The sequence below is a fragment of the Bradyrhizobium sp. LMTR 3 genome, from assembly GCF_001693485.1.
In the GTDB taxonomy this organism is placed as follows: domain Bacteria; phylum Pseudomonadota; class Alphaproteobacteria; order Rhizobiales; family Xanthobacteraceae; genus Bradyrhizobium.
The window spans coordinates 180,096-206,683 of the sequence record NZ_MAXC01000023.1; the positions used below are offsets into that span (position 1 = coordinate 180,096).

Consider the following 26,588-nt stretch of genomic DNA (forward strand, 5'->3'; position numbering starts at 1 on the left):
GCTCGTCGTGCGGTTGTCCCGTCAGACCCGTCGGCTCATCCCCGCAGCGTGCCGCCGGTCTTCTTCGTCACCTCCGCCACGATCTTCGCCGCTACGGCGTCGATCTCCTGATCCGTCAGCGTCTTCTCGCGCGGCTGGATCGTCACGGCGATCGCGATCGACTTTTTGGCCGGATCGATGCCCTTGCCCTCATAGACGTCGAATACGGCTACGTCCGTAATCAGCTTCTTGTCCGCGCCTTGCGCCGCGCGCACGATGTCGCCGGCCTTCACAGTGCGATCGACGATGAACGCAAAGTCGCGCGATACCGGTTGGAACGCGGAGAGCTCGAGCAACGGCTTGGCGCGGGTCAGCTTCTTCTTGGCGTCGGGAATGCGGTCGAGGATCACCTCGAACGCGATCATCGGGCCATCGGCGCCGAGCGCCTCCAGCGTACGTGGGTGCAGCTCGCCGAAATAGCCCAGCACGTTCTGCGGTCCGATCTGGATGGTGCCGGAGCGACCCGGATGCAGCCAACTTGCGCCGCCTGGCACGATCTGCAGCGCCTGCATCGGCGCGCCGGCCGCCGCGAGCACCGCGAACGCATCGGCTTTGGCGTCGAGTGCATCGGCCTGGGCAGAGCCGGACCAATGCCGGCCCATGCCCTTCGACGACGCAAAGCCATGGCGCACGCCTGAGGCGGCAACGAACTGGTTCTCGGGCTTGTCGCCCTTAAATATCTGGCCGACCTCGAACAGCGCGACGTCGGAGCAACCGCGGTTGGCATTGGCCTGCGCCGCGGCGACGAGGCCCGGCAAAAGGCTCGGCCGCATGTCAGAGAGATCGGAAGCGATGGGGTTGGCCAGCGCGAGTTCTGCCTGACCGCCACCGAACGTCTCAGCCTGCGGCTGGGAGATGAACGACCACGTCACGGCTTCCACCATGCCGCGCGCGGCGAGTGCGCGCTTGGCGCGGCGGGTGCGGCTTTGGATAGTGGTCAGCACCGGCTTGCGCGCTTCGTCGCCGCGCTCGAACGGCGTCTCCGGCACCTTATCGACGCCGACGATGCGGACGATTTCCTCGACGATGTCGGCCTTGCCGTGAACGTCGGTGCGCCAGGAGGGAACGGCGACCTTCACGACCGGGCCGTTGCCGGCAACCATGAAGCCGAGATGGCCGAGGATGCGCCGCATCTCGACCAGCGGCACCTCGATTCCCGCGAGGCGCTTCACCTCGGCGAGCGGGAAATCGATGATGCGGTCGTCGCCGAACGCCTTGCCGACGACCACGGTCTCGGATGGCGTGCCACCGCAGAGCTCCATCACCATTTTGGTCGCAAGCTCGAGCCCCGGCACCATGAAGGCCGGATCGACGCCGCGCTCGAAGCGATAGCGCGCATCCGAATTGATGCCGAGCTTGCGCCCGGTCTGCGCGATGTTGATCTCGTTCCACAGCGCCGATTCGATCAGCACGTCTGACGTATTCTCGTCACAGCCGGAAGTCTCGCCGCCCATGATGCCGGCGAGCGATTCGACGCCGTGTTCATCCGCGATCACGCAGATCGAGGGATCGAGCGTGTAGGTGCGGCCGTCGAGCGCCAGCAGACTCTCGCCTTCCTTGGCGCGGCGCACGGTGAGATTGCCCGTCACCTTCCTGGCGTCGAACACATGCAGCGGCCGGGCGCGGTCGTAGGTCATGAAGTTGGTGATGTCGACCAGCGCATTGATCGGCCGCAAGCCGATCGCGGCAAGGCGCTTCTGCAGCCATTCCGGCGAGGGCCCGTTCTTGACGCCGCGCACCAGCCGCAGCGCAAAGCCCGGACACAGCGTCGCATCTTCGACGGCGACCTTCACCGGGCAGGGGAATTCGCCCCTGACCGGCCTGATGCCGGGATCGATCAGCTTGCCCATATCGGCAGCAGAGAGATCGCGCGCGATACCGTGCACCCCGGTGCAGTCCTGCCGGTTCGGCGTGAGGTTGATTTCGAGCACGGGATCGCCGAGGCCTGCCCATTCGGCATAACCCTTGCCGATCGGCGCATCAGCCGGCAGCTCCATGATGCCGTCATGGTCCTCGGAAAGCTGCAGCTCCGCCGCCGAGCACAGCATGCCGCGGCTTTCGACGCCTCGGATGGTGCCGACGCCGAGCGTGATGTTCTTGCCCGGGATGAACGTGCCGGGGGCTGAGAATACGCTGACGAGCCCCGCGCGCGCATTCGGCGCGCCGCAGACCACCTGCACCGGCGCAGCACCATCGCCGGTGTCGACCATGCAGACCCGCAGACGATCGGCATTGGGATGCTGCTCGGCCGAGATCACCCGCGCGATGGAGAATGGCGCGAGCGCCTTCGCCTTGTCCTCGATGCTTTCGACCTCGAGCCCGATCATGGTGAGCTTGTCGGCGAGCTTTTCCAAGGGCTCGTCGGTGTCGAGATGTTCCTTCAGCCAGGAGAGCGTGAATTTCATGACGATGGTTTCTCTTGTCCCTTCTCCCGCTCGCGGGGGAGGGTCAGGGTGGGGGCTCTCTCCGCGAATACGGTGGTGAGGGCGGGCACAAAGGCGCGCAAGCCCTGATATTTCACAGCGACTGCGCTCACGTGCTCAATCCCCCCGCGAGCGTCGGGACGTCGAGCGGCTTGAAGCCGTAATGCGAGAGCCAGCGCACGTCGTTCTCGAACAATTGCCGCAAGTCGGACATGCCGTATTTCAGCATCGCGATGCGGTCGATGCCCATGCCCCAGGCAAAGCCCTGATAGACATCAGGGTCGATGCTGCAGGCACGCAGCACGTTCGGATGCACCATGCCGCAGCCGAGAATCTCCAGCCAGTCTTCGCCTTCGCCGAAACGGATCTCGCCCTTGTCGCGCCGGCACTGGATGTCGACCTCGAGCGAGGGTTCGGTGAACGGGAAGAACGACGGGCGGAACCGCATGTTGATGTGGTCGACCTCGAAGAACGCCTTGCAGAACTCGTGCAGGATCCATTTGAGGTGGCCGAGATGCGAGCCCTTGTCGATGACGAGTCCTTCGACCTGGTGGAATTGCGGCGTGTGCGTCGCGTCCGAATCGATGCGATAGGTGCGGCCCGGGCAAACCACGCGGATCGGCGGCTTCTGCGACAACATCGTGCGCACCTGCACCGGCGAGGTGTGGGTACGCAGCAGCATGCGCGAACCATCTTCCTTCGGATTGAAGAAGAAGGTGTCATGCATCTCCCGCGCCGGATGGCCCTCGGGGAAGTTCAGCTTGGTGAAGTTGTAGTCGTCGGTCTCGATGTCGGGACCTTCGGCGATCGCAAATCCCATATCGGCGAAGATCGTGTTGACCTCCTCGAAGACCTGGCTCAGCGGATGGATGCGGCCCTGTTCGGCAGGCGTCTCGCGCAGCGGCAAGGTGACGTCGATGGTCTCGGAGGCAAGCCGGGCATCGAGTGCGGCCGACTTCAGGATGTCGCGGCGTGCTGTGAGCGCCTGTGTAACCTTGTCCTTGGCGAGGTTGATCGCGGCGCCTTGCGTCTTGCGCTCGTCCGGCGACATCTTGCCCAGGGTGGCGAGCAGCGCGGAGATCGAGCCCTTCTTGCCGAGCGCCGCGACACGCACGGCTTCAAGCGCCGCTTCGTCGCCGGCGGCGGCGATCTGGCTGAGAATTTGGGATTCGAGTTGAGCTAGGTCGGACATGGCGACGGTACCTTTGGGCAACGCGCGCTCGCAGTCCAAACGGGACCCTCACCATCCGCGACTTGTCCGCCGAAGCTCAACGAGCGAAGGCGGAAGGCGGATGATCCAGTAACCCCCGGAGTCAAAATGTCGGTCGGTGGTTACTGGATGCCCGCCCCAGTGCGCAATTGCGCACAAGGCGGGGCATGACACCGGAATTGCAAGAACGCCGCAGCGATTGCGAATTAGGCCGCCAGCGCGGCCTTGGCCTTCTCGGCAATCGCCTGGAACGCCGCCGGCTCGTTGATGGCGAGATCCGACAGCACTTTGCGATCCACCGTGATGCCCGACTTCGAGAGGCCGTTGATAAAGACGCTGTAGGTCATGCCGTACGGGCGCACGGCGGCATTGAGACGCTGGATCCAGAGCGCACGGAAGGTGCGCTTCTTGCGCTTGCGGTCGCGGAACGCGTATTGCCCGGCCTTCTCGACCGCGGCCTTGGCGGCGCGGATGGTGTTCTTGCGGCGGCCGTAAAAACCCTTGGCGGCCTTGTAGACTTTCTTATGCTTGGCGTGAGCGGTCACACCGCGTTTGACGCGAGACATGACTGGTATCCTTGATCAGAAATAAGATGACGGGATCGCCGCGCGGGCGCGGCTCGGCTGTAATGACGTGAACGCGATCAGGCGTTCGGCAAGAAGTACTTCTTGACGTTGTCGCCGTCGGTCTTGAACAGCACGCGGGTGCCGCGGAGCTGACGAATCTGCTTCTTCGTCCGCTTGATCATGCCGTGGCGCTTGCCGCGCTGGGCGTGCATCACTTTGCCGGTGGCAGTCACCTTGAAGCGCTTTTTAGCGCCTGACTTGGTCTTCAGCTTGGGCATTTGGCTCTCCTGTGGCCGCAGAAAAACGCGCCCGAGGGGCGCTTCTGCGGCTTAAAATGCTCGTTAGAGCGTTGAAAGTGCTCAGGTTTTTCCCAAAAAGCGAGGCAACCCGCACGGACATCGACACGGCAGCCCTTGATCAGCCGGGCGATGAAGGTCGGGCTTATGGCAGAGGAAACGCCAAATGGCAACGATGAACCGCGGGGGGCGGTGCCGTTACCAACGCCGTGATGTCGTCAATCACCTCGGTGCGGAGCAGGAAGAATGACCCGATTTCAGCGATCGATTGCCTGTTTTAACGCGTTTCCCGGCCTGCGCTCCCTGCGCTGGCTTCCCGTGTTCGCAGCACTTGCCGCGGTGGCCACGCCTGGTGGTGCCGATGCGGCCAACAAAAGGGCCGCGGGCGTCTATGACGGCACCTGGAACGTGATCTTCGCGACGACGCGAGGCAATTGCAGTTCCGGATACAGCGTCCCCTTCACTGTCGCCGGTAACCGCGTGTCGTCGGCCGGCGGTGGCCGGGTTTCCGGTTCGGTCAATCGCACCGGCGCGGTTGCGGTCAAGGTTTCCGTCGGCGCCTCCAAGGCCTCTGGCGGCGGCCGGCTCGCCGGCGTCAGCGGTGCGGGCGCGTGGAGCGGCATCATACCGGCGACCGTTGCAGCGGCACCTGGCAGGCCACGCGGACATGATTCTCTCTGTGGTCCCTGCGGAACGCAGGGACCACGAGCGTGAGTGCAGTTGCGCTCATCGTGGGGCCGCAGCCTCCCATCCGGGCAGGGTGGGAGACGGCTTTTGTTATCAATGAAGTGCGGTGGTTATGGGCCCCCGCTTTCGCGGGGGCGACAACGATAGGCGATAGCTAGCGCGGCGCCAGCACCATCACGACCTGGCGTCCCTCGAATCTGGCGTCCTGCTCGACCTTGGCGAATTCGGCGACGTCGGCCTTCACCTTGTCCAGAAGCTTGGTGCCGATTTCCTGGTGCGCCATTTCGCGGCCACGGTAGCGCAAGGTGATCTTGACCTTGTCGCCTTCCTCGAAGAACCGCTGCATGGCGCGCATTTTCACGTCGTAATCGTGATCGTCGATCATCGGCCGCAGCTTGATCTCCTTGATCTCGACGATCTTCTGCTTCTTGCGCGCCTCGGCGGCTTTCTTCTGTGCCGAATACTTGAACTTCCCGTAGTCCATGATCTTGCAGACGGGAGGATTGTTGTTCGGCGAAATCTCGACAAGATCCATGCCCGCCTCAAGGGCCATCTTGATGGCGACCACGGTCTCGACCGTTCCGTGGTTGGTGCCGTTCTGATCGATCAGCTGGATCTGCGCGTTGCGGATATCATCGTTGGTGCGCGGCCCGTCTTTGGTTGCAGCGGGCGGGGCTCTGTTGGGACGGCGAATGGGTAACTCTCCAAAGTTGTGAAAGAAGGGCCGTAGTTTGAAGCAATACGCTCAAGACAGCAAGCGAACTCACGATCTGCGCCCGAAAACCGTCAAATGCGAGGCATTTCGGTCACGTCCGGCAAATATAGCGCGGCGGCCTGATCCGCAAGCGCCGGGCGCTCTCATGCTTGACCGATAGAGCGCGCTCGCGGACAAAGCGGCAAGGCGAGAGTGACCGATCCAATGACTGATTCAACGACAAATTCAGCGCCAATCGACCAGGAACCGTCCTTTATCGAGGTCGGAGAGGGCGCCGCCGGCCGCCGGATCGCGGTGCGCGCCCGCGCCGGCAGCGGGCCCGGGCTATTCTGGCTCGGTGGCTTCAATTCCGACATGCGGGGCACCAAGGCGCTCGCGTTGGACGCCTGGGCCGCGGAACATGGCCGGGCCTGTATTAGATTCGATTATTCCGGCCATGGCGAATCGGGCGGCGCTTTCATCGATGGCACCATCGGACGCTGGCTGGAAGACAGCGTTGCGGTATTCGAGCAGTTCTGCCGGGGCCCGCAGGTCGTGATCGGTTCATCGATGGGCGGCTGGCTGGCGCTCCTGCTGGCGCGCGCCATTGCCGACCGTGATGCGGCGCCTGCGAAGCTTGCCGGGCTGGTGCTGATCGCACCGGCGCCTGATTTCACCGAGCAATTGATGTGGAACAATTTTTCCGACGAGGTCCGCGAGGAGATCCGGACCAAGGGCGTGTGGATGCGGCCGTCGGAGTATGGTGACGGCGCACCCTATCCGATCACGCGCGCGCTGATCGAGGAGGGCCGCAATCATCTCCTGCTCGGCAGCGCCATCGAGGTCGGATGCCCCGTGCGCATCCTGCAGGGTGCGCAGGATCCCGACGTGCCCTGGCAGCACGCCTTCGCGCTGGCGCACCGGTTGCCGGCCGAGGACGTGGTGTTGACCATGATCCAGGACGGCGACCACCGCCTGTCCCGCCTGCAAGACATCGCGCGGATCATCGCTGCGGTGGCAGAGATGGGGTGATCTTCTCTTCCTTCTCCCAGAAGGGGAGAGGCAGCGACCCGGAGACAACACCATGAACACATCCACCATGCTCCGCGCCTTCTGTGACGCGGTCGAGCAGCGCAACGGCAAGGCGTTCGCGGAACTGTTTACGGAGGACGGCGTCTATCACGACGTGTTCTATGGCGCGTTTGAAGGCCGGGCCAAAATCGCTGACATGATCGACGACTGGTTCTATCGCACGGCGACTGATTTTCGCTGGGACATGCATGATCCCGTCACTGACGGCCACACGCTCTATGCGCGTTACACGTTCAGCTATCGCTCGACGCTGCCGGAGGCTGAAGGTGCGCGGGCGATGTTCGAGGGCGTCGCGATCATGCGGCTGCGCGACGGCAGGATCATGGAATATCACGAGGTCGCCAACACCGCGCCGGCGTTCGTCGATCTCAAATTTGCGCCGGAGCGGATTGCCAAGATCGTTGCCAAGCAGGGCGTAGCGCTGAAGGCGCGGCCGGAGATGAAGCGGCATTTGGCGGAGTGAGCACCGTCATTCCGGGGCGCGCGAAGCGCGAACCCGGAATCTCGAGGTTCTCAGGTGCGCCGCCGGTGGCGTGCATTGCGACCCTCATGGTGAGGAGGCGCCCTTGCGCCGTCTCGAACCATGAGGCCGGCTAGTGGCCTCGTCCTTCGAGACGCGCTTCGCGCACCTCAGGATGAGGGTCTGGTAGCGGTGCTGGTGAGTCTCCACTCCTCGATCACTTCTTCATCCGTCTCAGCGCTTATCGCCCTCGCAGCCAGCGCGTCGAATCTCTCCCGCTCCATCAATTGCGACAGCGCCCATACCGCTGCGCCGCGCACGAGCGGGCTTGCATCGTCAAGCAATCGCTCTGCTTCAATCGCCAGCGCCGCATCCCCAGCATTGCCGATCGCGATCAGCACGTTGCGGACAAAACGGTCACGGCCGATGCGCTTGACAGGCGATTTCGTAAACAGCCCGCGAAATGCAGCGTCGTCGAGCCGCGCCAACACTGCCAGCGAAGGCGCGCGCAGTTCCGCGCGCGCGGCGAGTTTGGTTTCTTGGCCTTTTTGCGCGAATTTGTTCCACGGGCACACGGCGAGGCAATCGTCGCAGCCATAGATGCGGTTGCCGATGCTTTTGCGGAATTCACGCGGGATCGGCCCCTTGTTCTCGATCGTCAGATAGGAAATGCAGCGTCGCGCATCGAGCTTGTAAGGTGCGGGGAACGCAGCAGTCGGGCAGATCTCCTGGCAGGCATTGCAGGTTCCGCAATGGTCGGTGTCGGCGGTGTCGCGCGGCAGCTCGGCGGCGGTGAAGATCGCACCGAGAAACAGCCATGAGCCGAACTCGCGCGAGACGAGATTGGTGTGCTTGCCTTGCCAGCCGAGCCCCGCCGCCTGCGCCAGCGGCTTTTCCATCACCGCTGCCGTATCGATGAACACTTTCACTTCCTCGCCAGACGCCGCGACCAGCCACCGCGCCAGTGTCTTCAGGCGCTTCTTGATCACGTCGTGATAGTCATCGCCCTGGGCATAGGCAGAGATTGCGCCGCGCGTGCGCCTTTCGAGAAGCGCGAGCGGATTGTCATCGGGTCCGTAATTGAAGCCGAGCATGATGATCGACCGCACGCCCGGCCACAGCACGCGCGGATCCATCCGCCGCTCGGGCTGAGCGGCGAGCCAGTCCATGTCGCCATGCGCGCCGGCATCGAGGAACTCGCGGAAATACTTTCCGGTATTGCCGAGCGCGCCGGGATCGGTGACGCCGATGCAATCGAAACCGAGCGTCGCGGCTTCGCGCACGAGCGCGGACTTTAGATCGCTGGCGGCGAGCTTGACGGCCTTGTTCAGAAGTCGAGGTCCACGTAGGTGCGTGACGCCGGTACGCCCGCCAGCCACTCGCTCAAGAGCGGGCGGAACGACGGGCGGGATTTCACCCGCGCGTACCACGCCTTTGCCGCTTCGTCCTCGCTCCATGGCACATCGCCCAGATAATCGATCGCCGAAAGGTGCGCCGCGGCGGCGAGATCCGCGTAGCTCAGCCGGTCGCCGGCGAGGAAATTCCGCGTCTGCGCCAGCCAGCCGATATAGGCCAGATGATAGCGCACATTGACCTTGGCCGCGCGGATCACGTCCGCCGCCGGCGCGCCGCCGCCATTCTCCTCGCTCATGAAACGCTTATAGATGCGCTCGGTTACCAGCGGGTTCGATGCCTCCTCGAAGAATTTTTCGTTGAACCACGCCATCAGCCGGCGCACCTCGACGCGTTCCGCCATCGACGCCGGCAGCAGCCGCCGCTCGCCGGCCTCCAGGCCGTGCGTCTCGTCGAGATATTCGGCGATGACGCCAGCGCCGGGAATCGGCGGAAAGCCGTCAGCCATCAATACCGGCGTGGTGCACGCGGGATTGAGCGCGAGAAACCCTTCACGCCGTTCCCAGGGTCGCTCTTCCACCAGGCGCAGGTCGAGGCCGTGTTCGCCCAGCACCAGGCGAATGAAGCGCGAATGCGGGCAGAACGGATGATGATAGAGCGTGTACATGAAATCCTTGAACAATTCGCGGCGACGCTCAAGGAACCCGAGCGGTCAAGCCGCGTCATGCGAATCGCGATACCAGAGCCTATTCGGTTCTGCCTGAAATCAGAACCGAATAGGCTGTAGCCTTTGTTTTGACGCGTTTTGTTTGCGCGAACCGGGATTCAGTTCGCTCGAAAACGCTATAGCCAAGCCGGCGCAAGAGGCAACTGTCTTTGGCGTTTTTTTGCGATTGCGGCATCGGGATGAATAGGCGAGAAGGACGCGGTTTTTCCAGTCAAAACGGACCCCCATCATGATGTCGGATGTAGTGAAGGCGGTGATTCTCGGCATCATCGAGGGCGTCACGGAATTCCTTCCGGTTTCGTCGACCGGCCATATGCTGGTCGCGCAACGATTCTTCGGGCTTGGCGAGGGCGCGTTCTGGCAGAGCTTTGTCGTGCTGATTCAGCTCGGTGCGATCCTCGCCATCGTCATGCTCTATTTCGTCAAATTGTCGCGCGTCGCGCTAGGCATGTTCACCAACCCCGACGACCGTCGTTTCGTGATCGGCGTATTGCTGGCGTTTCTGCCGGCGGTGGTCATCGGCCTGGTTGCCGGCAAGTACATCAAGGAGTTTCTCTTCAATCCATGGGTGGTGTGCTTCACCCTGATCGTCGGCGGCGCAATTCTGTTGTGGGTCGATCAACTCTATCTCAAGCCGACACAGCATGACGCCACGCGCTATCCGCTGCTGATGTATCTGTGGATCGGCATCGCGCAATGCGTGGCGATGATTCCCGGCGTCTCGCGCTCCGGCGCCAGCATCGTGGCGGCGATGCTGCTCGGCGGTGACAAGCGATCGGCCGCGGAGTTTTCGTTCTTTCTCGCGATCCCGACCATGATCGGCGCGTTCGCCTATGATTTCTACAAGAACCGCGCCGAGATGACGACCGATCACATCGGCATCATCGCGGTCGGCTTCGTGGTCTCGTTCATCACCGCGGCGATCGTGGTGAAGACGTTCCTCACCTATGTCACCCGCCACGGATTCACGTTCTTTGCGTGGTGGCGCGTCGCCATCGGCACGCTCGGCCTGATCGCGCTGGCGCTGGGGAAGTAGGTCGAGAATGGTAGGGTGGGCAAAGGCGCTCTTGCGCCGTGCCCACCATCCAGCATTGCGCTCGCGATGGTGGGCACGCTTCGCTTTTGCCCACCCTACAAAAAAACTACGCGCTCTTCCTTTGAAACTGCCCGGCGGCGCGGAAGCGCCAGAGATATTGCGGGGCGATCGCTTCCATCGCTTCCGGCGTAATGCCGAGCCCCTGCAGTGTCAGATCAGCCGCCTTCGCTTCGTCAGAGACGACATTGTCGACTTGCAGCATCGCCACCTGGTCCGGCGTCAGCTTCAACGGAGCCGGCGCGAATTGCAGGAACTGCGCCTTTAGCCTCGCCAGTCCCCACGGCAACGAAACCAGCATGCGCTTGCGGTCGGTGATCTTGAGGATGATTTCCATGATCTCGCGCATGGTCAGCACATCTGGCCCGCCGAGCTCGTAGGTCGCGCCCGGCTTGGTCTTGCCCTCGGCGGCGTCGGCGACCGCGTCGGCGACGTCGGCGACATAGGCCGGCTGTATCCGCGTCTCGCCGCCGCCGATCAGCGGCAGGAACGGCGATATCCGGGCGAGCGACGCAAAGCGGTTGGTGAATTGATCCTCGGGCCCGAACAGCAGCGACGGCCGCAGGATCGTGGCCGATGGCGCTGCCGCCAGCACGGCCTTCTCGCCTAAAGCCTTGGAGCGGAAGTAGGCCGACGGCGAATTCTCGTCGGCGCCGATCGCCGATACATGCACCATCTGCGCGCCGATGGCGGCGGCGGCCTTGGCGATGGTTTCGGCGCCTTTGGTCTGCACCGCGTCGAAGGTCTGCGCGCCGCTCTCGGCCAGGGTGCCGATCAGGTTGACCACGGTTTCGGAACCGCGCATCACCGCCTCCACCGAAGCCGGGTAGCGCAGATTGGCCTGCACGGGGTGGATCTGGCCGACCCGGCCGAGCGGTTGCAGGTGCCCCGCCAGTTCGGGCCGCCGCACCGCCACCCGAATCCGATAGCCGCGCTTGGCCAGCGCCCGGACCACGTTTCGCCCCAGAAAGCCCGATCCGCCAAACACCGTGATGAGCGTTTCCAGGTTCGCTGCCGCGTGCAATGCCATCGGGGTCAATTCCTGCCGGTCAAATTCGAAGATATCGGTGGGATTTAGCGGATTCGCGATACGCCAACACGGCTCCGCTGTACAGCGTATTTCGGATGGCATTGAAGCGATTTGACAAGCGCGTGACTGATCCTTACTAACCCGCCCGGGCCCAGGTGGCGGAATTGGTAGACGCGCTGGCTTCAGGTGCCAGTGGCTTCACGGCCGTGAAGGTTCGAGTCCTTTCCTGGGCACCATTGCCCTTGCCCCAATGAGTTGAGACACCTGCGGCCTTGATGCTAGGCGGTCCGCTCCGCCTTGGGCGTCAATCGAAATCCGGAGCATCGGGCCGGCGCCGCCCCCGGATCCAAGCTCACGGATTTTCCGGCGGCTTCGGCCAGCCGCTCGCCGCGAACGCCGCCTCCGCTCAACGGCGCGCAAAACAGCCGAACGCTGGAAATGGGAATAAAATCGTCACGAAGCGGCCATTTCCTGCCCTATAAGCCGTGCCCAGCCGCTCGCCTCCGGCGGTTTCGGGCGCTAGTGTTTCCGTCGAATCGACTGAAGACACGAGGCTTCCCTTCATGACAATCCGCCTGCATCGTGGCGACCTGCCCGATCTGTCCCGCTACAAGGATTCGGTGGCGATCGATACCGAGACCATGGGGCTCAATCCGCATCGTGACCGGCTCTGCGTGGTGCAGATGTCGAACGGCGATGGCAGCGCTGATGTCATCCAGATCCCCAAGGGCCATACCGACGCGCCGAACCTGAAGGCGCTGCTCGCCAATCCGGCCATCACGAAGATCTTCCACTTCGCCCGCTTCGATGTCGCCGTGCTCTACAACACCTTCGGCGTGATGCCGCAGCCAGTCTATTGCACCAAGATCGCCTCGCGGCTGAGCCGCACCTATACCGACCGCCACGGCCTGAAGGACCTGGTGCGCGAGCTGCTCAACATCGATCTGTCGAAGCAGCAGCAGTCGAGCGACTGGGGATCAGCGAGTTTGAGCGAGGCGCAGCTCGCCTATGCCGCGTCTGACGTGCTGCATCTGCATGGCCTTCGCGAGCGGCTCGATGCCATGCTGGCGCGCGAGGGGCGCACGGCGATGGCACAGGCCTGTTTCGACTTCCTGCCGACCCGGGCAAAACTCGATCTCGGCGGCTGGGAGGCCGAGGACATCTTCGCGCATTCGTGATGCGTGCCCCGGACGCTGCGTTTACGCGCGTCTTCGAAGCGCTATGGTGATGCGCTGCTGATCCGGGGCCCATGTTTCCACACGTCGGGCGCTGGGTCCCGGCTCTGCGGAGCAGCGTGAAGAACGCTGCACCGCGTCCGGGACACGGTTAAATAGTCCGCTTCCGCCCCGTTTCGGTCACACTCATCGCGAGTGTCCGGGCTGCATAATCCCGCGATTGCGGGTAGGATGACGCTCCCTTGGGCGTCTTTGGAGCCGCGGTGAACTCGATACAGAACCCAGCCTTTGCCACCGGAATGGAGGCCCGTTTTGCCGCGGCCGCCCGCCACAGCCGGATGGTGCGGGTGCTGCGGGTCGCGGTCCCGGCGGCGGTGCTGCTGGCCATGGCCGGGATCGTCGCGATCTCGATCTTCAACCCGTTCCGCATCACGGGGCTCTCGAAGCTGCCGGTCGACATCGGCAATCTCGTGGTGTCAGGCACCAAGATCACCATGGAAACGCCGCACCTTGCCGGCTTCTCCACCGACCAGCGCCCATACGAATTGTGGGCCAAGGCGGCGATCCAGGATCTGGCCAACCCCGATCACGTCGAACTCCAGACGTTGCGGGCCAAGGTCATGATGGAGGACACGAGCACCGTGACGATGGATGCCCGCACGGGATTTTTCGACAGCAAGCAGCAGATGCTCGATCTGCGCAAGGACATCTTTCTGCAATCCTCCACCGGCTACGAGGCGAAACTGTCGCAGGCCTATGTCGATATCAACAAGGGAACGGTGATCTCGGACGAGCATGTCGACGTGAAATTGCTGAACGGTACGCTCACCGCCGACCGGCTCAGGATCATCAACAGCGGCGAGATCGTGCGCTTCGAAGGCAATGTTGTGATGAACTTGGTCATGGAAAGTCCTCCGGCACCTGCTCCCGAGCCTGAGCCGCAGCCGAAGACGCGGTCCATCAGCGGCAAGTCCGCCAACACGAAATGATATCTATGATGCAGTTGTTCTCGCGCAGGTTTGCGGCAGTAGCGCTTGTGCTTGCGCTGACTGCCTCCGATGGCGCCTTCGCGCAAGGCGCCATGTCGGGCGTGCCGAATGCGATGCAGGGCTTTTCGCAAAACCGCGATCAGCCGATTCAAATCGAGGCGGCGTCGCTCGAAATGCGCGACAAGAAAAAGGAGGCGACCTTCTCCGGAAACGTGAAGGTCGTGCAGGGCGATACCACCATGACCTCGAAGTCGCTGGTGGTGTTTTACGACTCCGGTCCGGCGTCGGACGCGCCGCCCGCCGCGGCCAAGGGGCCGAAATCCGCGTCGATGCAGTCCGCGAGCCCCGGGCCCGGCGGCAGCTCGTCGATCCGCCGGCTCGAAGCCAAGGGCTCCGTCGTGGTCACGCAGAAGGACCAGGTCGTGACCGGCGAGACCGCGATTTTCGACACGCGGGCCAACCTCATCACCATGGTGGGCGGGGTCGTGCTGACCCAGTGCAAGAACGTGCTCAAGGGCGACCGCCTCAAGGTCGACATGACGACCGGCGTGTCGCGCGTCGAATCCGACAGCGGCAAGGTGCAGGGCATGTTCATCCAGGGGGAGAATTGCGGGCCGGGATCGGGCGGGGCAAAGCCCGCTCCGGTCCAGATACCCTCGCTGATCCCCGGAAAAAAATAAGCCAGATCAGCGCCTTAAAGATTATTTGGGGCGGTCACGGTTGAAGCCGGTAGCGCGAGCCTGTATCTACTGGGCAGGGCGCACGGTGGGGTGTTTCGCTGGGCAGGGACATCCATTCATTCATGGTTCGCTAGCGAAGCGATTCGCCGGCGGGCGCGTCGCGGAATCACCGTGAAAGGCTAAAGCGAAGCGGGATGGTGGATTTATTCGGCATGTTCCGTCGACGCCCCGCGAAACGCGGCCCTGTGGGCTTTGCGCGTTCGCGCGAGGACATCACCGCGCTCGGCGATTCCTTCGGCGACATGCTGGCGAGCCCGGTGCGCGATGCGCCGCCAATGGCACGTTCGGCTTCGCTGCCCGGGCTGGAATTGCCGCAGCCCGACCCCCATGTCGAACCGCCGCGCCAGGACAGAGCGCGCCCCCGCACGCAGGCACCGCGTCCCAAGTCCAATGGCGGCGAAGCGCCGCGCCTGATCAAGCGACCCGGCTTTCTCGCAGTGCATAGCGTGGAAAAAAGTTTTGGCACGCGGCAAGTGGTGCGCGGCGTCAGCATCTATGTTCGCCGCGGCGAGGCTGTCGGCCTGCTCGGCCCGAACGGCGCCGGCAAGACCACCGTGTTCTACATGATCACCGGCCTGATCAAGGCGGATCGCGGCGCCATCGAACTCGACGGTCACGACGTGACGCAACTGCCGATGTATCAGCGCGCGCGGCTCGGCATCGGCTATCTGCCGCAGGAAGCCTCGATCTTTCGTGGCCTCACCGTCGAACAGAATATTCGCGCCGTGCTCGAAGTCGTCGAGCCCAACCGCAAGAAGCGGGAGGCCGAACTCAATTCGCTGCTCGATGAATTCAACATCACGCGCCTGCGCAAATCGCCATCGATCGCGCTCTCCGGCGGCGAGCGTCGCCGCGTCGAAATTGCGCGCGCGCTGGCGACGCGTCCGAACTACATGCTGCTGGACGAGCCCTTTGCCGGCATCGATCCGATCGCGGTCGGCGACATTCAGGATCTGGTCCGCCACCTGACCAACCGCGGCATCGGCGTCCTGATCACCGACCACAATGTGCGCGAAACGCTCGGCCTCACCGACCGCGCCTACATCGTCTATGCCGGGCAGATCCTGACCGAGGGCAGTCCGGAAGAGATCGTCAACGATCCGGATGTACGCCGTCTTTACCTTGGCGAGGAATTCCGACTATAGCGCACGACCGCCAAAATATCGGCGGTTCAGTCCTAAGGTATTACATTCAATCAGAATTTTCTGGCGCGCCCGGGAGCGGCTCGGCTTCCACAGTCGCGGATCGCGCCTTAGCCCAATTTTCGCGTTCGTCAAGGCGTGTACAAGGGCGCTGGACTAAGATAAGCAAGAATCGGACCAACTTTTAGTGGATCGGTTCTTGGCCTCATGGCGCTGACGCAGAGATTAGAGTTCCGGCAGTCGCAGTCGCTGGTGATGACGCCGCAACTGATGCAGGCGATCAAGCTCCTGCAACTGTCGAATCTCGACCTCTCGGCTTTCGTCGAGGAGGAGTTGGAGCGCAATCCGCTGCTGGACCGGGCCAGCGACGGCCCCGAACCGCCGGTTGCCGGCGAGCCGGCACCCGAACGCGCCGAATTCGCCGATTCCGGCAGCTATGGCGAGGATGGCGGCGGCGATGCCTCCGATATGAGCATTGGCCCAGGGAGCGAGACCTTCGAGCCCGGCCAGGAGGAGTGGCTGAACCGCGACCTCGGCAGCCGGACCGAGATCGAGCAGACGCTCGACACCCGGCTCGACAACGTCTTTTCCGAAGAGCCCGCCGAAGCCGCCGCGCGCGCCGCACAGGACGCGGCGCCGACCGCCTATACCGAATGGGGCGGGGGCGCCTCCAACGACGATGAATACAATCTGGAAGCCTTCGTCGCCGCCGAGGTGACGCTATCCGGCCACCTCGCCGAACAGCTCGCGGTCGCCTTCAGCGCGCCGGCGCAGCGCATGATCGGGCAGTACCTCATCGATCTGGTCGACGATGCCGGCTATCTGCCGCCGGATCTGGGGCAGGCTGCCGAGCGCCTGGGCGCCTCGCAGGCGGACGTCGATGCCGTGCTCGCGGTGCTGCAGACGTTCGATCCGCCCGGCGTCTGCGCGCGGAACCTGAGCGAATGCCTAGCGATCCAGCTCCGCGAACTCAACCGCTACGACCCGGCCATGCAGGCGCTGGTGGAAAATCTCGATCTGCTGGCGCGGCGCGACATTGCGTCGTTGCGCAAACTGTGTGGCGTCGACGACGAAGACATCACCGACATGATCGGCGAGATCCGGCGTCTCGATCCGAAGCCCGGCCTCAAGTTCGGCTCGGCGCGCACGCAGACCATGGTGCCCGACGTCTATGTGCGGCCCGGCCCGGACGGCGGATGGCATGTCGAACTCAACAGCGACACCTTGCCGCGCGTGCTGGTCAATCAGGTCTATTACACCGAGCTGTCGAAGACGATCCGCAAGGACGGCGACAAATCCTATTTCAGCGACTGCCTGCAGAACGCGACCTGGCTGGTGCGCGCGCTCGATCAGCGCGCCCGCACCATCCTGAAGGTCGCCACCGAAATCGTCCGCCAGCAGGACGGGTTCTTCACCCATGGCGTCGCGCATCTGCGACCGCTGAATTTGAAAGCGGTGGCGGACGCGATCCAGATGCATGAATCCACGGTGTCGCGAGTCACCGCCAACAAATACATGGCGACCAATCGCGGCAGTTTTGAGCTGAAATATTTCTTTACCGCCTCGATTGCTTCAGCCGACGGTGGCGAGGCGCATTCGGCGGAAGCGGTTCGCCACCACATCAAGCAATTGATCGACGCGGAAGCGCCGAGCGCGATCCTCTCCGACGACACCATCGTGGAACGATTGCGTGAATCGGGCATTGATATTGCCCGCCGCACGGTCGCGAAGTACCGCGAAGCCATGCGCATTCCTTCTTCGGTCCAGCGCCGCCGCGACAAACAGAGCATGCTCGGTAACGCCCTTTCCGCTCCCGCCACTTCCTCCGACCGGTCCCGCGATACGGCGCCGGCCTGATTGCGTTCGCGTCAGATCGCGATAGTCTCGGTTCCCGCCAGAGTATGATCCATGAAGGGGAGGCTACGGGTACATCGACAGGATTCACCCTCCAAAAACCAGAGCAGTCGAGGCATCAAGCGAGGCATCAAATGACCCTTCGAATCTCCGGGAAGAGCATCAGCATCGGCGAGGCGCTTCGTTCGCGCGTCAACGAGCGCACCGATGAGGTCCTGCGGAAATATTTCGATGGCAATTATTCCGGCCACATCACGCTGAGCAAGGACGGCTTCGGCTTCCGCACCGATTGCGCACTGCATCTGGACTCCGGGATTACGCTGGAGGCCGATTCCAATGCTCCCGATGCCTATGCCAGCGCCGACCAGGCGCTCTTGATGATCGAGAAGCGCCTGCGCCGCTACAAGAGCCGGCTGAAGGACCGCTCGGCCCGCAAGGCCTATGCGGCCTCCGCGGCGCTGGCCGAGATCGATAGCCCGGTGCTCGATGCGCCGAGCTATGTGATCGAGGCGCCGGCGGGAGGCGAGGAGGAGGTCACATCCTATAGCCCCGTCATCATCGCGGAGGCGACCACGTCGCTGAAACGGCTTTCGGTCAGCGAGGCGGTCATGGAACTCGATCTGACGGGAGCCGCCTGCATCGTGTTTCAGCACGGGTCCAGCGGCCGGGTGAACATCATTTATCGTCGGCCGGACGGCAATGTCGGCTGGATCGATCCTCCCTCGGTTACCCCCTGAGATCTATGCCCGATGGCATTGACGCCCCCATTGGCCCTCCCTATGGTCCGCCGCGCTTTAAGCATTGGGGTGCAGGAACTGGCCCCTCGGGAGTTGGCACCGCGCGCGCGTTGGAGTAGAAGCCGTGCAAATCGGGACCCGGGCTTAACCCCGCCTCCGTCTCATCTTCTTGACGCCCCGGTTCTAGAACCTATCCTCGCAACCTGACGGTTTAATTCACCTCGGAACGCCCCATGACGATTACCGATCTGGTCGCACCCGAGGCGATTCTCCCCGCTTTGAAGGTCATCAGCAAGAAGCAGGCGCTGCAGGAGCTGGCGGCGCGTGCTTCAGCCCTCACCGGCCAGAACGAACGCTCGGTGTTCGAGGTGCTGTTGCAGCGGGAGAAACTGGGCACCACCGCGGTGGGCTATGGCGTCGCCATTCCGCACGGCAAACTGCCGAAACTGGAAAAGCTGTTCGGGTTGTTCGCCCGTCTGGAACGCCCGATCGATTTCGAGGCGATGGACGGCCAGCCGGTCGACCTGATCTTCCTGCTGCTGGCCCCGGAAGGCGCCGGCGCCGATCATTTGAAGGCACTGGCGCGGATCGCGCGCCTGTTGCGCGATCAGGACGTCGCCAAGAAGCTCCGCGCCTCCCGCGACGCCCAGGCGATTTATTCGGTGCTGGCGCTGCCGCCGGCCAGCGCAGCCTAGATTCCCTTAGGAGCGGTGTTTCTCTTTTCGGTAGAGAACAGGTTAAACGCAATTTTAAGCTAAATAGCGGTTATTTCGGGTGCTGGGATTTTTTCCATTTTGCCCGGAGAACATTGCCATGACGCTGCGCCTGACGATTTCGCGCGCAATTTTGATTTTCGGACTGGTTACCGCCTTAGGCCTCGGTGCCGTGATTGCCACCAGCGTTTATGCGCTGTCGCAGCTCAAGGTCGGTGGCCCGCTCTATAGCCAGATCAAGCTCGGCAACGACCTCATCGCCGACATCCTGCCGCCGCCCGAATATGTCATCGAGGCCTATCTCGAGGCGACCCTCGTGCTGCACGATCCCGCGAAGCTTTCGGCTCATCGCGACAGGATTGCGCAGCTCAAGAAGGAATATGACGAGCGGCACGATTTCTGGACCAAATCCGATCTCGATCCGGTGCTGAAGACGAAGCTGGTCGAGAAATCCGACAGCGAGGTGCGCCGCTTCTGGACCGCAATCCAGGACGGCCTGTTGCCTGCGCTCGCCAAGGGCGACGGCACGGCTGCGGCGAAATCCTATGCCGAGATCACTGCACGCTATACCGCGCACCGCGCCATCATCGACGACATCGTCAAGCAGACCACCGAGCAGAACGCGGCGACGGAGGTCGCGGCGACGGGGCGCGTGAGCACGTTCACGTGGGTGCTGTGGGGCGTTTCGGCCGCGGTATTTCTGGTCATCGGCGCCGGCATTTTCGGTGTGGCATTCGGCGTCATACGCCCCATCGCCGCAATGACCGACGTGATGAAGGGTCTTGCCGGCGGCGATCTCTCTGTCTCGGTCCCGGCCCTCAGCCGCGACGACGAAGTCGGCGCCATGGCGCGCGCGGTTCAGGTGTTCAAGGAAAACGCGCTGCGCGTTCAGTCGATGGAACAGGAGCAGGCAAGTCTGAAGTCGAAGGCCGAAGGCGAACGCAAGGTCGCGATGCAGCAGATGGCCGATGGCTTCGATGCCGCGATTGGAAAGATCATCCAGACCGTATCGACTGCTTCATCCGAACTCGAATCATCGGCCGGACAGCTAACCAAGACCGCCGAAGTGACCCAGATGCTCTCGGCAACCGTTGCCTCCGCATCGGAGCAATCCTCGGCCAACGCGCAGTCCGCCGCGGCAGCCGCGGAAGAGATGGCCTCGTCGGTGTCTGAGATCGGCCGCCAGGTTCAGGATTCGCACAAGATATCCCGCGAGGCGGTCAGCCAGGTCGAGCAGACCAACGCGCGGATTGCCGATCTCGCCCAGTCCGCCAGCCGGATCGGCGAAGTGGTCAAGATGATCAGCGCGGTTGCCGAGCAGACCAACCTGCTGGCGCTGAACGCCACGATCGAAGCGGCGCGCGCCGGCGAGGCGGGACGCGGATTTGCCGTCGTCGCCTCCGAGGTCAAGGCGCTTGCCGCGCAGACCGCGAAAGCGACCGAGGAAATCAGCGAGCAGATCGGCCAGATGCAATCGGCGACCAATCAGTCGGTGTCGGCGATCCAGGAAATCGGCGGCACGATCGGCCGCATCGCGGAAATCTCGCAGGCAATCGCGGCGGCGGTGGAAGAGCAGGGCGCAACAACCCAGGAGATCTCGCGCAACGTGCAGCAGGCGGCGCAGGGCGCCACACAGGTCGCGGGCAGCATCACCGACGTCAACCGCGGCGCGACCGATACCGGCGCGGCATCGACGCATGTGCACGGTCTGGCCCGCTCGCTGCTGGGACAGAGCAATCATCTCAAGGGCGAAGTGGAGAAATTCCTCTCGACCGTGCGCGCGGCCTAGAGCCTTTTCGGTTCTGATTGAATCGGAACCGGGCTCTAGATTCTTGTTTTGACGCGTTTTCTTGACGCGAACCGGCGTCCACCCCGGATCAAGTCCGGGGCAGGCTTTCGCTGGAAAACGCTCTGGCCGGATTGGAATTTGCTATTAACGAAGATACGCGGGCGATGCCCGCGTATCCGAAACTCTCTTCTCGCATTCACGCGGCATCAGATCAGGCGATGCCGGCGAGGCTTCGTCAGTGACAGCAGCAATAGCTGCGTCAGCGACGAGAGCCGCGTCAGTGCACGCTGACCGCCTGAAGCTCGTTGCTCCACGCGTTGGCGATCGCAGCTTCCCGGCTGTCGGTCAGCATGATCGGGGTGCCGTCGGCGGCATGCAGCGCGAACAGTTTCAGCCCTGGCGCGATTTTCGGCGCTTGCGGAAACAGTCCCGGCACGTCCTCGGAACGAACTTGTTTCACGTAGGCGATATGGCCTTCACCAAGATGGGCCAGCGCCTCAACGGAAACCTTTTCGGATTCGAAGGTCACACTCATGTCACTCATGGTCTCGACTCCTCTGGAGACTAAGCGGTCGAGTCCGCTCCTTGTTCCACTATTATTCGTGCTCATTGATAGCGATTGTCTTAACGACCCTTTCAGGCTCCGGCCTGGCAAGGTCGATCGACAACAGCCCGTTTTTCAAATCCGCGCCCAGCACGTGCATCCCCTCCGCCAGCACGAAGGTGCGCTGGAAGTGGCGCGCGGCGATGCCGCGATGGATGTATTGCCGGGCCTTGTCGTCCTGCTGGCGGCCCCGGATCACGAGCTGGTTTTCCTCAATGGTCACATCGAGTTGGTCACGGGTAAAACCCGCTACCGCCAGTGTGATGCGCAACCGTTCAGGCTGGCCGTTGGCGCGGTCACACCGCTCGATGTTGTAGGGAGGATAGCCGTCGGCGCCTTTGACGACGCGATCGAGCGCACGCTCAATTTCGTCGAACCCAAGCAGGAACGGACTTGATAACGAAGGAACACGAGACATCACAAAGTCCTCTCGAAGCGACTTTGAGGGGCCCTTGCGGCGCCCCATTCAACCGGCCGGCCGACTTGCCGTCCGGTCAGGAGGGAATATGGGGGTGATTTGGGGAGGGTTCAAGCACCTCTGAACGCTGCGTAAATCGCCGGTGGTGGGGTTTTCCACCGTCATTCCGGGGCGAAGCGAAGCGCCGAACTATGGGGCGCCCCTTGCGCCCCGAGAATCTCGAGATTCCGGGTCTGGTCCTTGGGACCATCCCGGAATGACCTACTCACACCGCTTCCTTCCATCAGCGGTAAATAGATGCAGCTTGTCGGGCGCGGCGACCGCCCTGATTCGCTCGCCGATGGCGGGACCGACGGCACCGGGAATCCGCACGATGATTTCCCCCGGCGGCAGTTCGCCCGGCGTGGCGGCTACCCCCTGCATTTCCTGCTGCCTCGTCCCGTAGACGAAGGTCTCGGCGCCGACGCGCTCGATCGCTTCCACGGTGAGGCCGAGCGCCACGCCACCGGACACCGTTTGGTTCGAAATCACAAAGTCCTCAGGCCGGATGCCGATGATGCCGGCTTCGGCGGCGCGGGCATCGCCAGCCAGTTGCGATTTCAATTCGGAGCGCAGCGGCATCAGGTTCATCGGCGGCGCGCCGATGAAGGAGGCGACGAAGGTGGTGGCGGGCTTTTGGTAGATCTCCAACGGATTGCCGATCTGCTCGACCTGGCCGCCGTTCATCACCACGAGAATGTCGGCCAGCGTCATCGCCTCGAGCTGGTCGTGGGTGACGTAGATCGATGTCGTGGACAGCCGGCGCTGCAATTTGCGGATTTCGACGCGCATGGCGATGCGCAGTTTGGCATCGAGGTTCGACAGCGGCTCGTCGAACAGAAAAACCTTTGGCTGCCGCACGATGGCGCGGCCCATCGCCACGCGCTGGCGCTGGCCGCCGGACAATTGCCGCGGCTTGCGTTCGAGCATTGCGCCGAGCTCGAGAATGCGTGCGGCTTCCCCGACGCGCGTCTTGATCTCGCCCTCCGCCATGCCGCGGTTGCGCAGGCCGTAGGCCATGTTGTTGTAGACGCTCATGTGCGGATAGAGCGCGTAGTTCTGGAACACCATCGCGATGTCGCGGTCGGCCGGCTCGATCTGGTTGACGACGCGCCCGCCGATATCGATCTCGCCGCCGGTGATGGTCTCCAGCCCCGCGACCATCCGCAGCAGCGTGGATTTGCCGCAGCCGGACGGGCCGACCAGCACGCAGAACTGGCCGTCGCCGACCTCGAAGTCGATGCCCTTGATGGCCTCGAAGCCACCAAGGTAGGTTTTGCGGACATTGCGGAGGGTTACATTAGCCATCAAGTGTTCTCAGCGAATAGGGAGTAGCGAATAGAGAAGAGAGCGCGCCGACGAGGGGAACGAAAAATCCTATTCGCTACTCGCCATTCGCTATTCGCCATATTCACTTTTCCGTCTGGACCAGGCCGCGCACGAACAGCCGCTGCATGAATATGACCACCGCGACCGGCGGCAGCATGGCCAGGACCGCAGTTGCCATTGCGAGCTGCCATTCGGCCAATTCGTCGGTCGCCACCAGCATCTTCTTGATGCCGATCACGATGGTCTGCATCGAATCCTGCGTCGTGATCAAAAGCGGCCAGAGATATTGATTCCAGCCATAGATGAACTGGATGACGAACAGCGCCGCCATGGTCGTCACCGACAGCGGCAGGAGCGTATCCCAAAAGAAGCGGAAGGGGCCGGCGCCGTCGATGCGCGAGGCTTCCAGGAGTTCATCCGGCACGGTCATGAAGAACTGGCGGAACAGCAGCGTGCCGGTGGCGGATGCAATCAGCGGCAGGATCAGGCCGGCATAGGTGTCGAGCAGGCGCAAATCGGCGACCACCTTGTAGGTCGGGTAGATGCGCACTTCGACCGGCAGCATCAGCGTGATGAAGATGATCCAGAACGCGGTCTTGCGGAAGGGGAAGCGGAAATAGACCACCGCATAGGCCGACAGGATCGAGATGAAGATCTTGCCCACCGCAATGCCGATCGCCGAGACGAAGGAATTGATCAGCATGTTGGCCACCGGCTCGCGGCTGGTGCGCGAGCCGCCGACGAAGATGGCGCGGTAGTAATTTTCCAGCGTGCGGCTGCCGGGCACAGCCGGCATGTGGCCGCCGACCACGGTCGCCGCGTCATGGGTCGAGGCGACCAGCGCGAGATAAACCGGGAAAGCGACGATGAAGATGCCAAGCGTCAGGATGGCGTAGGCGATGAAATCGGTGAGCGGGCGATGCTCGACCATCAGTACTGCACCTTGCGTTCGACATAGCGGAACTGGATCGCGGTCAGCGCGATCACGATGACCATCAGCACGACCGACTGCGCCGCCGAGCCGCCGAGGTCGCCACCGAGACGGCCGTCGGCATAGACCTTGTAGACCATGGTGGTGGTGGCGCCGGCGGGTCCGCCGCCGGTGACGGCGTCGATGATGCCGAACGTGTCGAAGAAGACGTAGACGACGTTGACCACCAGCAGGAAGAACGTCGTCGGCGACAGCAGCGGGAAGATGATGGTCCAGAAGCGGCGCACCGGCCGCGCGCCGTCGATGGCGCTGGCCTCGATCACGCTTTTCGGGATCGATTGCAGGCCGGCCAGGAAGAACAGGAAATTGTAGGAGATCTGCTTCCAGACGGACGCCATCACCACCAGCATCATGGCGTGGTTCTCGTTAAGCAGCGGATTCCAGTCGAGACCCATGCCGCGCAGCGGGCGCGCCAGCATGCCGAGCGAAGGCTGGAACATGAAGAACCAGAGCACGCCGGCCACCGCGGGCGCCACCGCATAGGGCCAGATCATCAGCGTCTTGTAGGCGGGCGCGGCCTTCAGATTCTTGTCGGCCTGGGTCGCGAACAACAGCGCGATCGAGAGCGACAGCGCCGCAACCAGCGTCGAGAAGATCACCGTCGTCAGCATCGACCGGTAATATTCCGGCTGAGCGAACAGGGCCTGATAATTTTCCAGCCCGACGAATTCGGAGACCAGGCCGAACGCGTCCTCGCGCAGGAAGGACTGCCAGATCGCCTGGCTTGCCGGCCAATAGAAGAAGACAACCGTGATGACGAGCTGCGGCAGCAGCAGCAGATAAGGCAGCAGGCGGTTGTTGAAGACGGTGGACTTTTCCATTCAGGCGTCGCGGTCTTACCGGTGATGCAAGCGCTCCCTCCCGCAATTCGGGAGGGAGCGCCGGTAGTCTGGTTCAGCTTCGCCTACTTTGCAGTCTTCTCGAAGGTGCGCAACATGGCATTGCCGCGAGAGACGGCCGCATCGAGGGCTTCCTTCGCGGACTTCTTGCCGCCCAGCGCCGCCTCGATCTCCTCGGACCAGAGGTCGCGCATCTGCACCATGTTGCCGAAGCGCAGGCCGCGCGAGTTCTCGGTCGGCTCCTTGTTGGTGAGTTCCTTCAAGGGAGTCTGCAGGGTCGGGTTCTTCTCATAGAAGCCGTCCTTGATCGACTTCTCGTACGCCGCCTTGGTGATCGGCAGATAGCCGGACTCCTGATGCAGCTTGGCCTGGCGGTTGGTATCCGACAGGAAGGTGAAGAACTTTGCGACGCCCTTGTACTCCTCCGGCTTCTTGCCGCCCATCACCCAGAGCGACGCGCCGCCGATGATCGAGTTCTGCGGGGCGCCGGCGACATCAGGGTAATAGGGCATCGGCGCCGAGGTGAAGTCGAACTTGGCCGTGCCCTTGGCGGTGGCGTAATAGCCCGACGAGGTCAGGAAGATTGCGCATTCGCCGGAGCCGAAGCGGGCTTCGTTGGTGCTGGTGCGTCCGCCATAGTCGTAGGTCTTGTCCTTCTGCAGATCGACGAGGTTCTGCAGATGCTTCACGTGCAGCGGCGAGTTGAACTTCAGCTCGGTATCGAAACCGTCGAGGCCGTTGGCCTTGGTGCCGATCGGCACGTTGTGCCAGGCCGAGAACTGCTCGATATGCGCCCAGCTTGCCCAGGCGTTGGAGAAGCCGCAGGTCGCATGCCCCGCCGCCTTCAGCTTCTTGGCGGCGTCGAACACTTCCGGCCACGTCTTCGGGATTTCGGTGACGCCGGCCTTCTTCAATTCATCCTTGTTGATCCACATCACCATGGACGACGAGTTGAAGGGGAACGACAGCATCTCGCCCTTCGAAGTCGAGTAGTAGCCGGTGATGGTCGGCAGGTACGCCTTGGGGTCGAACGGCTCGCCGGCATCCTTCATGAGCTGGTGGACCGGCTTGATGGCGCCGGTGGCGCTCATCATGGTGGCGGTGCCGACTTCGAACACCTGCATGATGTGCGGCGCGTTGCCGGCTCGGAACGCCGCGATGCCGGCGTTCATGGTGTCGGGATAGCTGCCCTTGTAGGACGGCACGACCTTGTAGTCGGATTGGCTGGTGTTGAACTCTTCGGCGAGCTTGTTGACGATGTCGTTGTTGCCGCCGGTCATGGCGTGCCACCACTGGATCTCGGTCACAGCGTGGGCAGGTGTTGCGAACGCCAGCGCAGCAGTGATTGCCGCGGCTGGGCCGAATTGTCGAAATGCCATGTAATTCCTCCAGGTTGGGATCGTCATCTTCGTTTCGCGCGATAACAGCGTCGGATGACGTGCAAATGACCCTATAAGCGAAAGGATGCTAGTGGGAAAGCGTGCGGCTGGGGAAGCCGGAAAATAGGCGAAGGCGCCAATGATAGCCGTCGCCCCTGCGAACGCAGGGGCCCATAACCA

General features: G+C 63.0%; 25 protein-coding genes, 1 tRNA gene and 1 pseudogene. 13 read left to right on the top strand and 14 right to left on the bottom strand.

Features of this window, described 5'->3' with window-relative positions; translation table 11 throughout:
- Positions 1–35: 35 nt before the first annotated feature.
- The 4 genes from pheT to rpmI all read right to left on the bottom strand — a co-directional run bounded on the left by pheT (position 36) and on the right by rpmI (position 4,516).
- Positions 36–2,444: a phenylalanine--tRNA ligase subunit beta gene (pheT, locus tag LMTR3_RS17930; protein ID WP_065746378.1), complete on the bottom strand. Its 2,409-nt coding sequence runs from the start codon at positions 2,442–2,444 to the stop codon at positions 36–38.
- Between the two features lie 127 nt (positions 2,445–2,571).
- Entirely contained in the window at positions 2,572–3,654 is a 1,083-nt protein-coding gene (pheS, locus tag LMTR3_RS17935) for a phenylalanine--tRNA ligase subunit alpha (RefSeq protein ID WP_065746751.1), read from the bottom strand.
- A 224-nt stretch (positions 3,655–3,878) separates the two neighbouring features.
- Positions 3,879–4,238: a 50S ribosomal protein L20 gene (rplT, locus tag LMTR3_RS17940; RefSeq protein WP_028347928.1), complete on the bottom strand. Its 360-nt coding sequence runs from the start codon at positions 4,236–4,238 to the stop codon at positions 3,879–3,881.
- Positions 4,239–4,315: 77 nt separating this feature from the next.
- Positions 4,316–4,516 (bottom strand): 50S ribosomal protein L35, encoded by a 201-nt coding sequence (rpmI, locus tag LMTR3_RS17945; RefSeq protein WP_008539890.1) that lies wholly within the window; start codon positions 4,514–4,516, stop codon positions 4,316–4,318.
- A gap of 264 nt (positions 4,517–4,780) precedes the next feature.
- On the opposite strand from rpmI, the pseudogene LMTR3_RS17950 reads away from it, so the two are divergent.
- A pseudogene (locus LMTR3_RS17950) lies at positions 4,781–5,205 on the top strand (hypothetical protein).
- 170 nt (positions 5,206–5,375) lie between these two features.
- Here the strand turns inward: LMTR3_RS17950 and infC are convergent.
- The gene (infC, locus tag LMTR3_RS17955; protein ID WP_028347926.1) at positions 5,376–5,915 is read right to left on the bottom strand and encodes a translation initiation factor IF-3; all 540 of its coding nucleotides are present in this window, start codon (positions 5,913–5,915) and stop codon (positions 5,376–5,378) included.
- Between the two features lie 225 nt (positions 5,916–6,140).
- On the opposite strand from infC, the gene LMTR3_RS17960 reads away from it, so the two are divergent.
- Positions 6,141–6,947, top strand: coding sequence for an alpha/beta hydrolase (locus tag LMTR3_RS17960; protein WP_065746379.1), 807 nt, complete (start codon positions 6,141–6,143; stop codon positions 6,945–6,947).
- 52 nt (positions 6,948–6,999) lie between these two features.
- Entirely contained in the window at positions 7,000–7,470 is a 471-nt protein-coding gene (locus LMTR3_RS17965; RefSeq protein ID WP_065746380.1) for a nuclear transport factor 2 family protein, read from the top strand.
- Between the two features lie 167 nt (positions 7,471–7,637).
- On the opposite strand, the gene queG is transcribed toward LMTR3_RS17965, so the two are convergent.
- On the bottom strand, positions 7,638–8,846 hold the full coding sequence (gene queG, locus LMTR3_RS17970; protein ID WP_065746381.1) for a tRNA epoxyqueuosine(34) reductase QueG: 1,209 nt from the start codon (positions 8,844–8,846) through the stop codon (positions 7,638–7,640).
- Complete coding sequence (locus LMTR3_RS17975) at positions 8,795–9,487, bottom strand: glutathione S-transferase family protein (RefSeq protein WP_065746752.1); 693 nt, start codon at positions 9,485–9,487, stop codon at positions 8,795–8,797. Before LMTR3_RS17975 ends, queG begins: the two co-directional genes overlap by 52 nt.
- Positions 9,488–9,776: 289 nt before the next feature.
- Here LMTR3_RS17975 and LMTR3_RS17980 point away from each other — a divergent pair, with 289 nt between their 5' ends.
- On the top strand, positions 9,777–10,583 hold the full coding sequence (locus LMTR3_RS17980; RefSeq protein WP_065746382.1) for an undecaprenyl-diphosphate phosphatase: 807 nt from the start codon (positions 9,777–9,779) through the stop codon (positions 10,581–10,583).
- Positions 10,584–10,689: 106 nt separating this feature from the next.
- Here LMTR3_RS17980 and LMTR3_RS17985 read toward each other — a convergent pair whose 3' ends face one another.
- Positions 10,690–11,670 carry a complex I NDUFA9 subunit family protein gene (locus LMTR3_RS17985; protein WP_065746753.1) on the bottom strand — a complete coding sequence of 327 codons (981 nt, stop codon included), beginning with the start codon at positions 11,668–11,670 and terminating at the stop codon, positions 10,690–10,692.
- Positions 11,671–11,819: 149 nt separating this feature from the next.
- Between LMTR3_RS17985 and LMTR3_RS17990 the strand changes: the two genes are divergently transcribed.
- The 9 genes from LMTR3_RS17990 (at position 11,820) to LMTR3_RS18030 (ending at position 20,809) form a co-directional block, all read left to right on the top strand.
- Positions 11,820–11,906 (top strand) — tRNA-Leu (locus tag LMTR3_RS17990).
- A gap of 327 nt (positions 11,907–12,233) precedes the next feature.
- Positions 12,234–12,848: a ribonuclease H-like domain-containing protein gene (locus LMTR3_RS17995; protein ID WP_065746383.1), complete on the top strand. Its 615-nt coding sequence runs from the start codon at positions 12,234–12,236 to the stop codon at positions 12,846–12,848.
- 260 nt (positions 12,849–13,108) lie between these two features.
- Entirely contained in the window at positions 13,109–13,834 is a 726-nt protein-coding gene (gene lptC / locus LMTR3_RS18000) for an LPS export ABC transporter periplasmic protein LptC (RefSeq protein WP_065746754.1), read from the top strand.
- A complete protein-coding gene (locus LMTR3_RS18005) occupies positions 13,831–14,514 on the top strand; it encodes an LptA/OstA family protein (RefSeq protein WP_065746384.1) in 684 nt (227 codons plus the stop codon). The genes lptC and LMTR3_RS18005 overlap by 4 nt, the downstream gene beginning before the upstream one ends.
- Before the next feature lie 194 nt (positions 14,515–14,708).
- Positions 14,709–15,719, top strand: coding sequence for an LPS export ABC transporter ATP-binding protein (gene lptB, locus LMTR3_RS18010; RefSeq protein WP_065746385.1), 1,011 nt, complete (start codon positions 14,709–14,711; stop codon positions 15,717–15,719).
- A 204-nt stretch (positions 15,720–15,923) separates the two neighbouring features.
- The gene (rpoN, locus tag LMTR3_RS18015) at positions 15,924–17,573 is read left to right on the top strand and encodes an RNA polymerase factor sigma-54 (protein ID WP_065746386.1); all 1,650 of its coding nucleotides are present in this window, start codon (positions 15,924–15,926) and stop codon (positions 17,571–17,573) included.
- A 131-nt stretch (positions 17,574–17,704) separates the two neighbouring features.
- Entirely contained in the window at positions 17,705–18,307 is a 603-nt protein-coding gene (gene hpf, locus LMTR3_RS18020; RefSeq protein ID WP_065746387.1) for a ribosome hibernation-promoting factor, HPF/YfiA family, read from the top strand.
- Between the two features lie 233 nt (positions 18,308–18,540).
- Positions 18,541–19,002, top strand: coding sequence for a PTS IIA-like nitrogen regulatory protein PtsN (ptsN, locus tag LMTR3_RS18025; protein WP_028347914.1), 462 nt, complete (start codon positions 18,541–18,543; stop codon positions 19,000–19,002).
- Positions 19,003–19,120: 118 nt separating this feature from the next.
- Entirely contained in the window at positions 19,121–20,809 is a 1,689-nt protein-coding gene (locus LMTR3_RS18030; protein WP_065746388.1) for a methyl-accepting chemotaxis protein, read from the top strand.
- Between the two features lie 277 nt (positions 20,810–21,086).
- Here LMTR3_RS18030 and LMTR3_RS18035 read toward each other — a convergent pair whose 3' ends face one another.
- The 6 genes from LMTR3_RS18035 to ugpB form a co-directional block, all read right to left on the bottom strand.
- On the bottom strand, positions 21,087–21,353 hold the full coding sequence (locus LMTR3_RS18035; RefSeq protein ID WP_065746389.1) for a BQ00720 family protein: 267 nt from the start codon (positions 21,351–21,353) through the stop codon (positions 21,087–21,089).
- Between the two features lie 52 nt (positions 21,354–21,405).
- Positions 21,406–21,831: an Hsp20 family protein gene (locus LMTR3_RS18040; protein ID WP_027538067.1), complete on the bottom strand. Its 426-nt coding sequence runs from the start codon at positions 21,829–21,831 to the stop codon at positions 21,406–21,408.
- 261 nt (positions 21,832–22,092) lie between these two features.
- Positions 22,093–23,178 carry a sn-glycerol-3-phosphate import ATP-binding protein UgpC gene (locus LMTR3_RS18045; protein WP_065746390.1) on the bottom strand — a complete coding sequence of 362 codons (1,086 nt, stop codon included), beginning with the start codon at positions 23,176–23,178 and terminating at the stop codon, positions 22,093–22,095.
- A 103-nt stretch (positions 23,179–23,281) separates the two neighbouring features.
- Entirely contained in the window at positions 23,282–24,130 is an 849-nt protein-coding gene (gene ugpE / locus LMTR3_RS18050) for a sn-glycerol-3-phosphate ABC transporter permease UgpE (protein ID WP_065746391.1), read from the bottom strand.
- Entirely contained in the window at positions 24,130–25,011 is an 882-nt protein-coding gene (ugpA, locus tag LMTR3_RS18055; RefSeq protein WP_065746392.1) for a sn-glycerol-3-phosphate ABC transporter permease UgpA, read from the bottom strand. Before ugpA ends, ugpE begins: the two co-directional genes overlap by 1 nt.
- A gap of 83 nt (positions 25,012–25,094) precedes the next feature.
- Positions 25,095–26,408 carry a sn-glycerol-3-phosphate ABC transporter substrate-binding protein UgpB gene (ugpB, locus tag LMTR3_RS18060; protein ID WP_065746393.1) on the bottom strand — a complete coding sequence of 438 codons (1,314 nt, stop codon included), beginning with the start codon at positions 26,406–26,408 and terminating at the stop codon, positions 25,095–25,097.
- Between the last annotated feature and the right edge of the window lie 180 nt (positions 26,409–26,588).

Coding starts and splice junctions, on each gene's coding strand:
- LMTR3_RS17980 (WP_065746382.1), top strand. CDS start 9,777: ATGATGTCGGATGTAGTGAAGGCGGTGATTCTCGGCATCATCGAGGGC.
- LMTR3_RS18030 (WP_065746388.1), top strand. CDS start 19,121: ATGACGCTGCGCCTGACGATTTCGCGCGCAATTTTGATTTTCGGACTG.
- ugpA (WP_065746392.1), bottom strand. CDS start 25,011: ATGGAAAAGTCCACCGTCTTCAACAACCGCCTGCTGCCTTATCTGCTG.
- rpoN (WP_065746386.1), top strand. CDS start 15,924: ATGGCGCTGACGCAGAGATTAGAGTTCCGGCAGTCGCAGTCGCTGGTG.
- LMTR3_RS18040 (WP_027538067.1), bottom strand. CDS start 21,831: ATGTCTCGTGTTCCTTCGTTATCAAGTCCGTTCCTGCTTGGGTTCGAC.
- hpf (WP_065746387.1), top strand. CDS start 17,705: ATGACCCTTCGAATCTCCGGGAAGAGCATCAGCATCGGCGAGGCGCTT.
- ugpB (WP_065746393.1), bottom strand. CDS start 26,408: ATGGCATTTCGACAATTCGGCCCAGCCGCGGCAATCACTGCTGCGCTG.
- lptB (WP_065746385.1), top strand. CDS start 14,709: ATGGTGGATTTATTCGGCATGTTCCGTCGACGCCCCGCGAAACGCGGC.
- LMTR3_RS17960 (WP_065746379.1), top strand. CDS start 6,141: ATGACTGATTCAACGACAAATTCAGCGCCAATCGACCAGGAACCGTCC.
- LMTR3_RS17965 (WP_065746380.1), top strand. CDS start 7,000: ATGAACACATCCACCATGCTCCGCGCCTTCTGTGACGCGGTCGAGCAG.
- ugpE (WP_065746391.1), bottom strand. CDS start 24,130: ATGGTCGAGCATCGCCCGCTCACCGATTTCATCGCCTACGCCATCCTG.
- ptsN (WP_028347914.1), top strand. CDS start 18,541: ATGACGATTACCGATCTGGTCGCACCCGAGGCGATTCTCCCCGCTTTG.
- rpmI (WP_008539890.1), bottom strand. CDS start 4,516: ATGCCCAAGCTGAAGACCAAGTCAGGCGCTAAAAAGCGCTTCAAGGTG.
- rplT (WP_028347928.1), bottom strand. CDS start 4,238: ATGTCTCGCGTCAAACGCGGTGTGACCGCTCACGCCAAGCATAAGAAA.
- LMTR3_RS17975 (WP_065746752.1), bottom strand. CDS start 9,487: ATGTACACGCTCTATCATCATCCGTTCTGCCCGCATTCGCGCTTCATT.
- LMTR3_RS18045 (WP_065746390.1), bottom strand. CDS start 23,178: ATGGCTAATGTAACCCTCCGCAATGTCCGCAAAACCTACCTTGGTGGC.
- LMTR3_RS18035 (WP_065746389.1), bottom strand. CDS start 21,353: ATGAGTGACATGAGTGTGACCTTCGAATCCGAAAAGGTTTCCGTTGAG.
- LMTR3_RS18005 (WP_065746384.1), top strand. CDS start 13,831: ATGATATCTATGATGCAGTTGTTCTCGCGCAGGTTTGCGGCAGTAGCG.
- pheT (WP_065746378.1), bottom strand. CDS start 2,444: ATGAAATTCACGCTCTCCTGGCTGAAGGAACATCTCGACACCGACGAG.
- LMTR3_RS17985 (WP_065746753.1), bottom strand. CDS start 11,670: ATGGCATTGCACGCGGCAGCGAACCTGGAAACGCTCATCACGGTGTTT.
- LMTR3_RS17995 (WP_065746383.1), top strand. CDS start 12,234: ATGACAATCCGCCTGCATCGTGGCGACCTGCCCGATCTGTCCCGCTAC.
- pheS (WP_065746751.1), bottom strand. CDS start 3,654: ATGTCCGACCTAGCTCAACTCGAATCCCAAATTCTCAGCCAGATCGCC.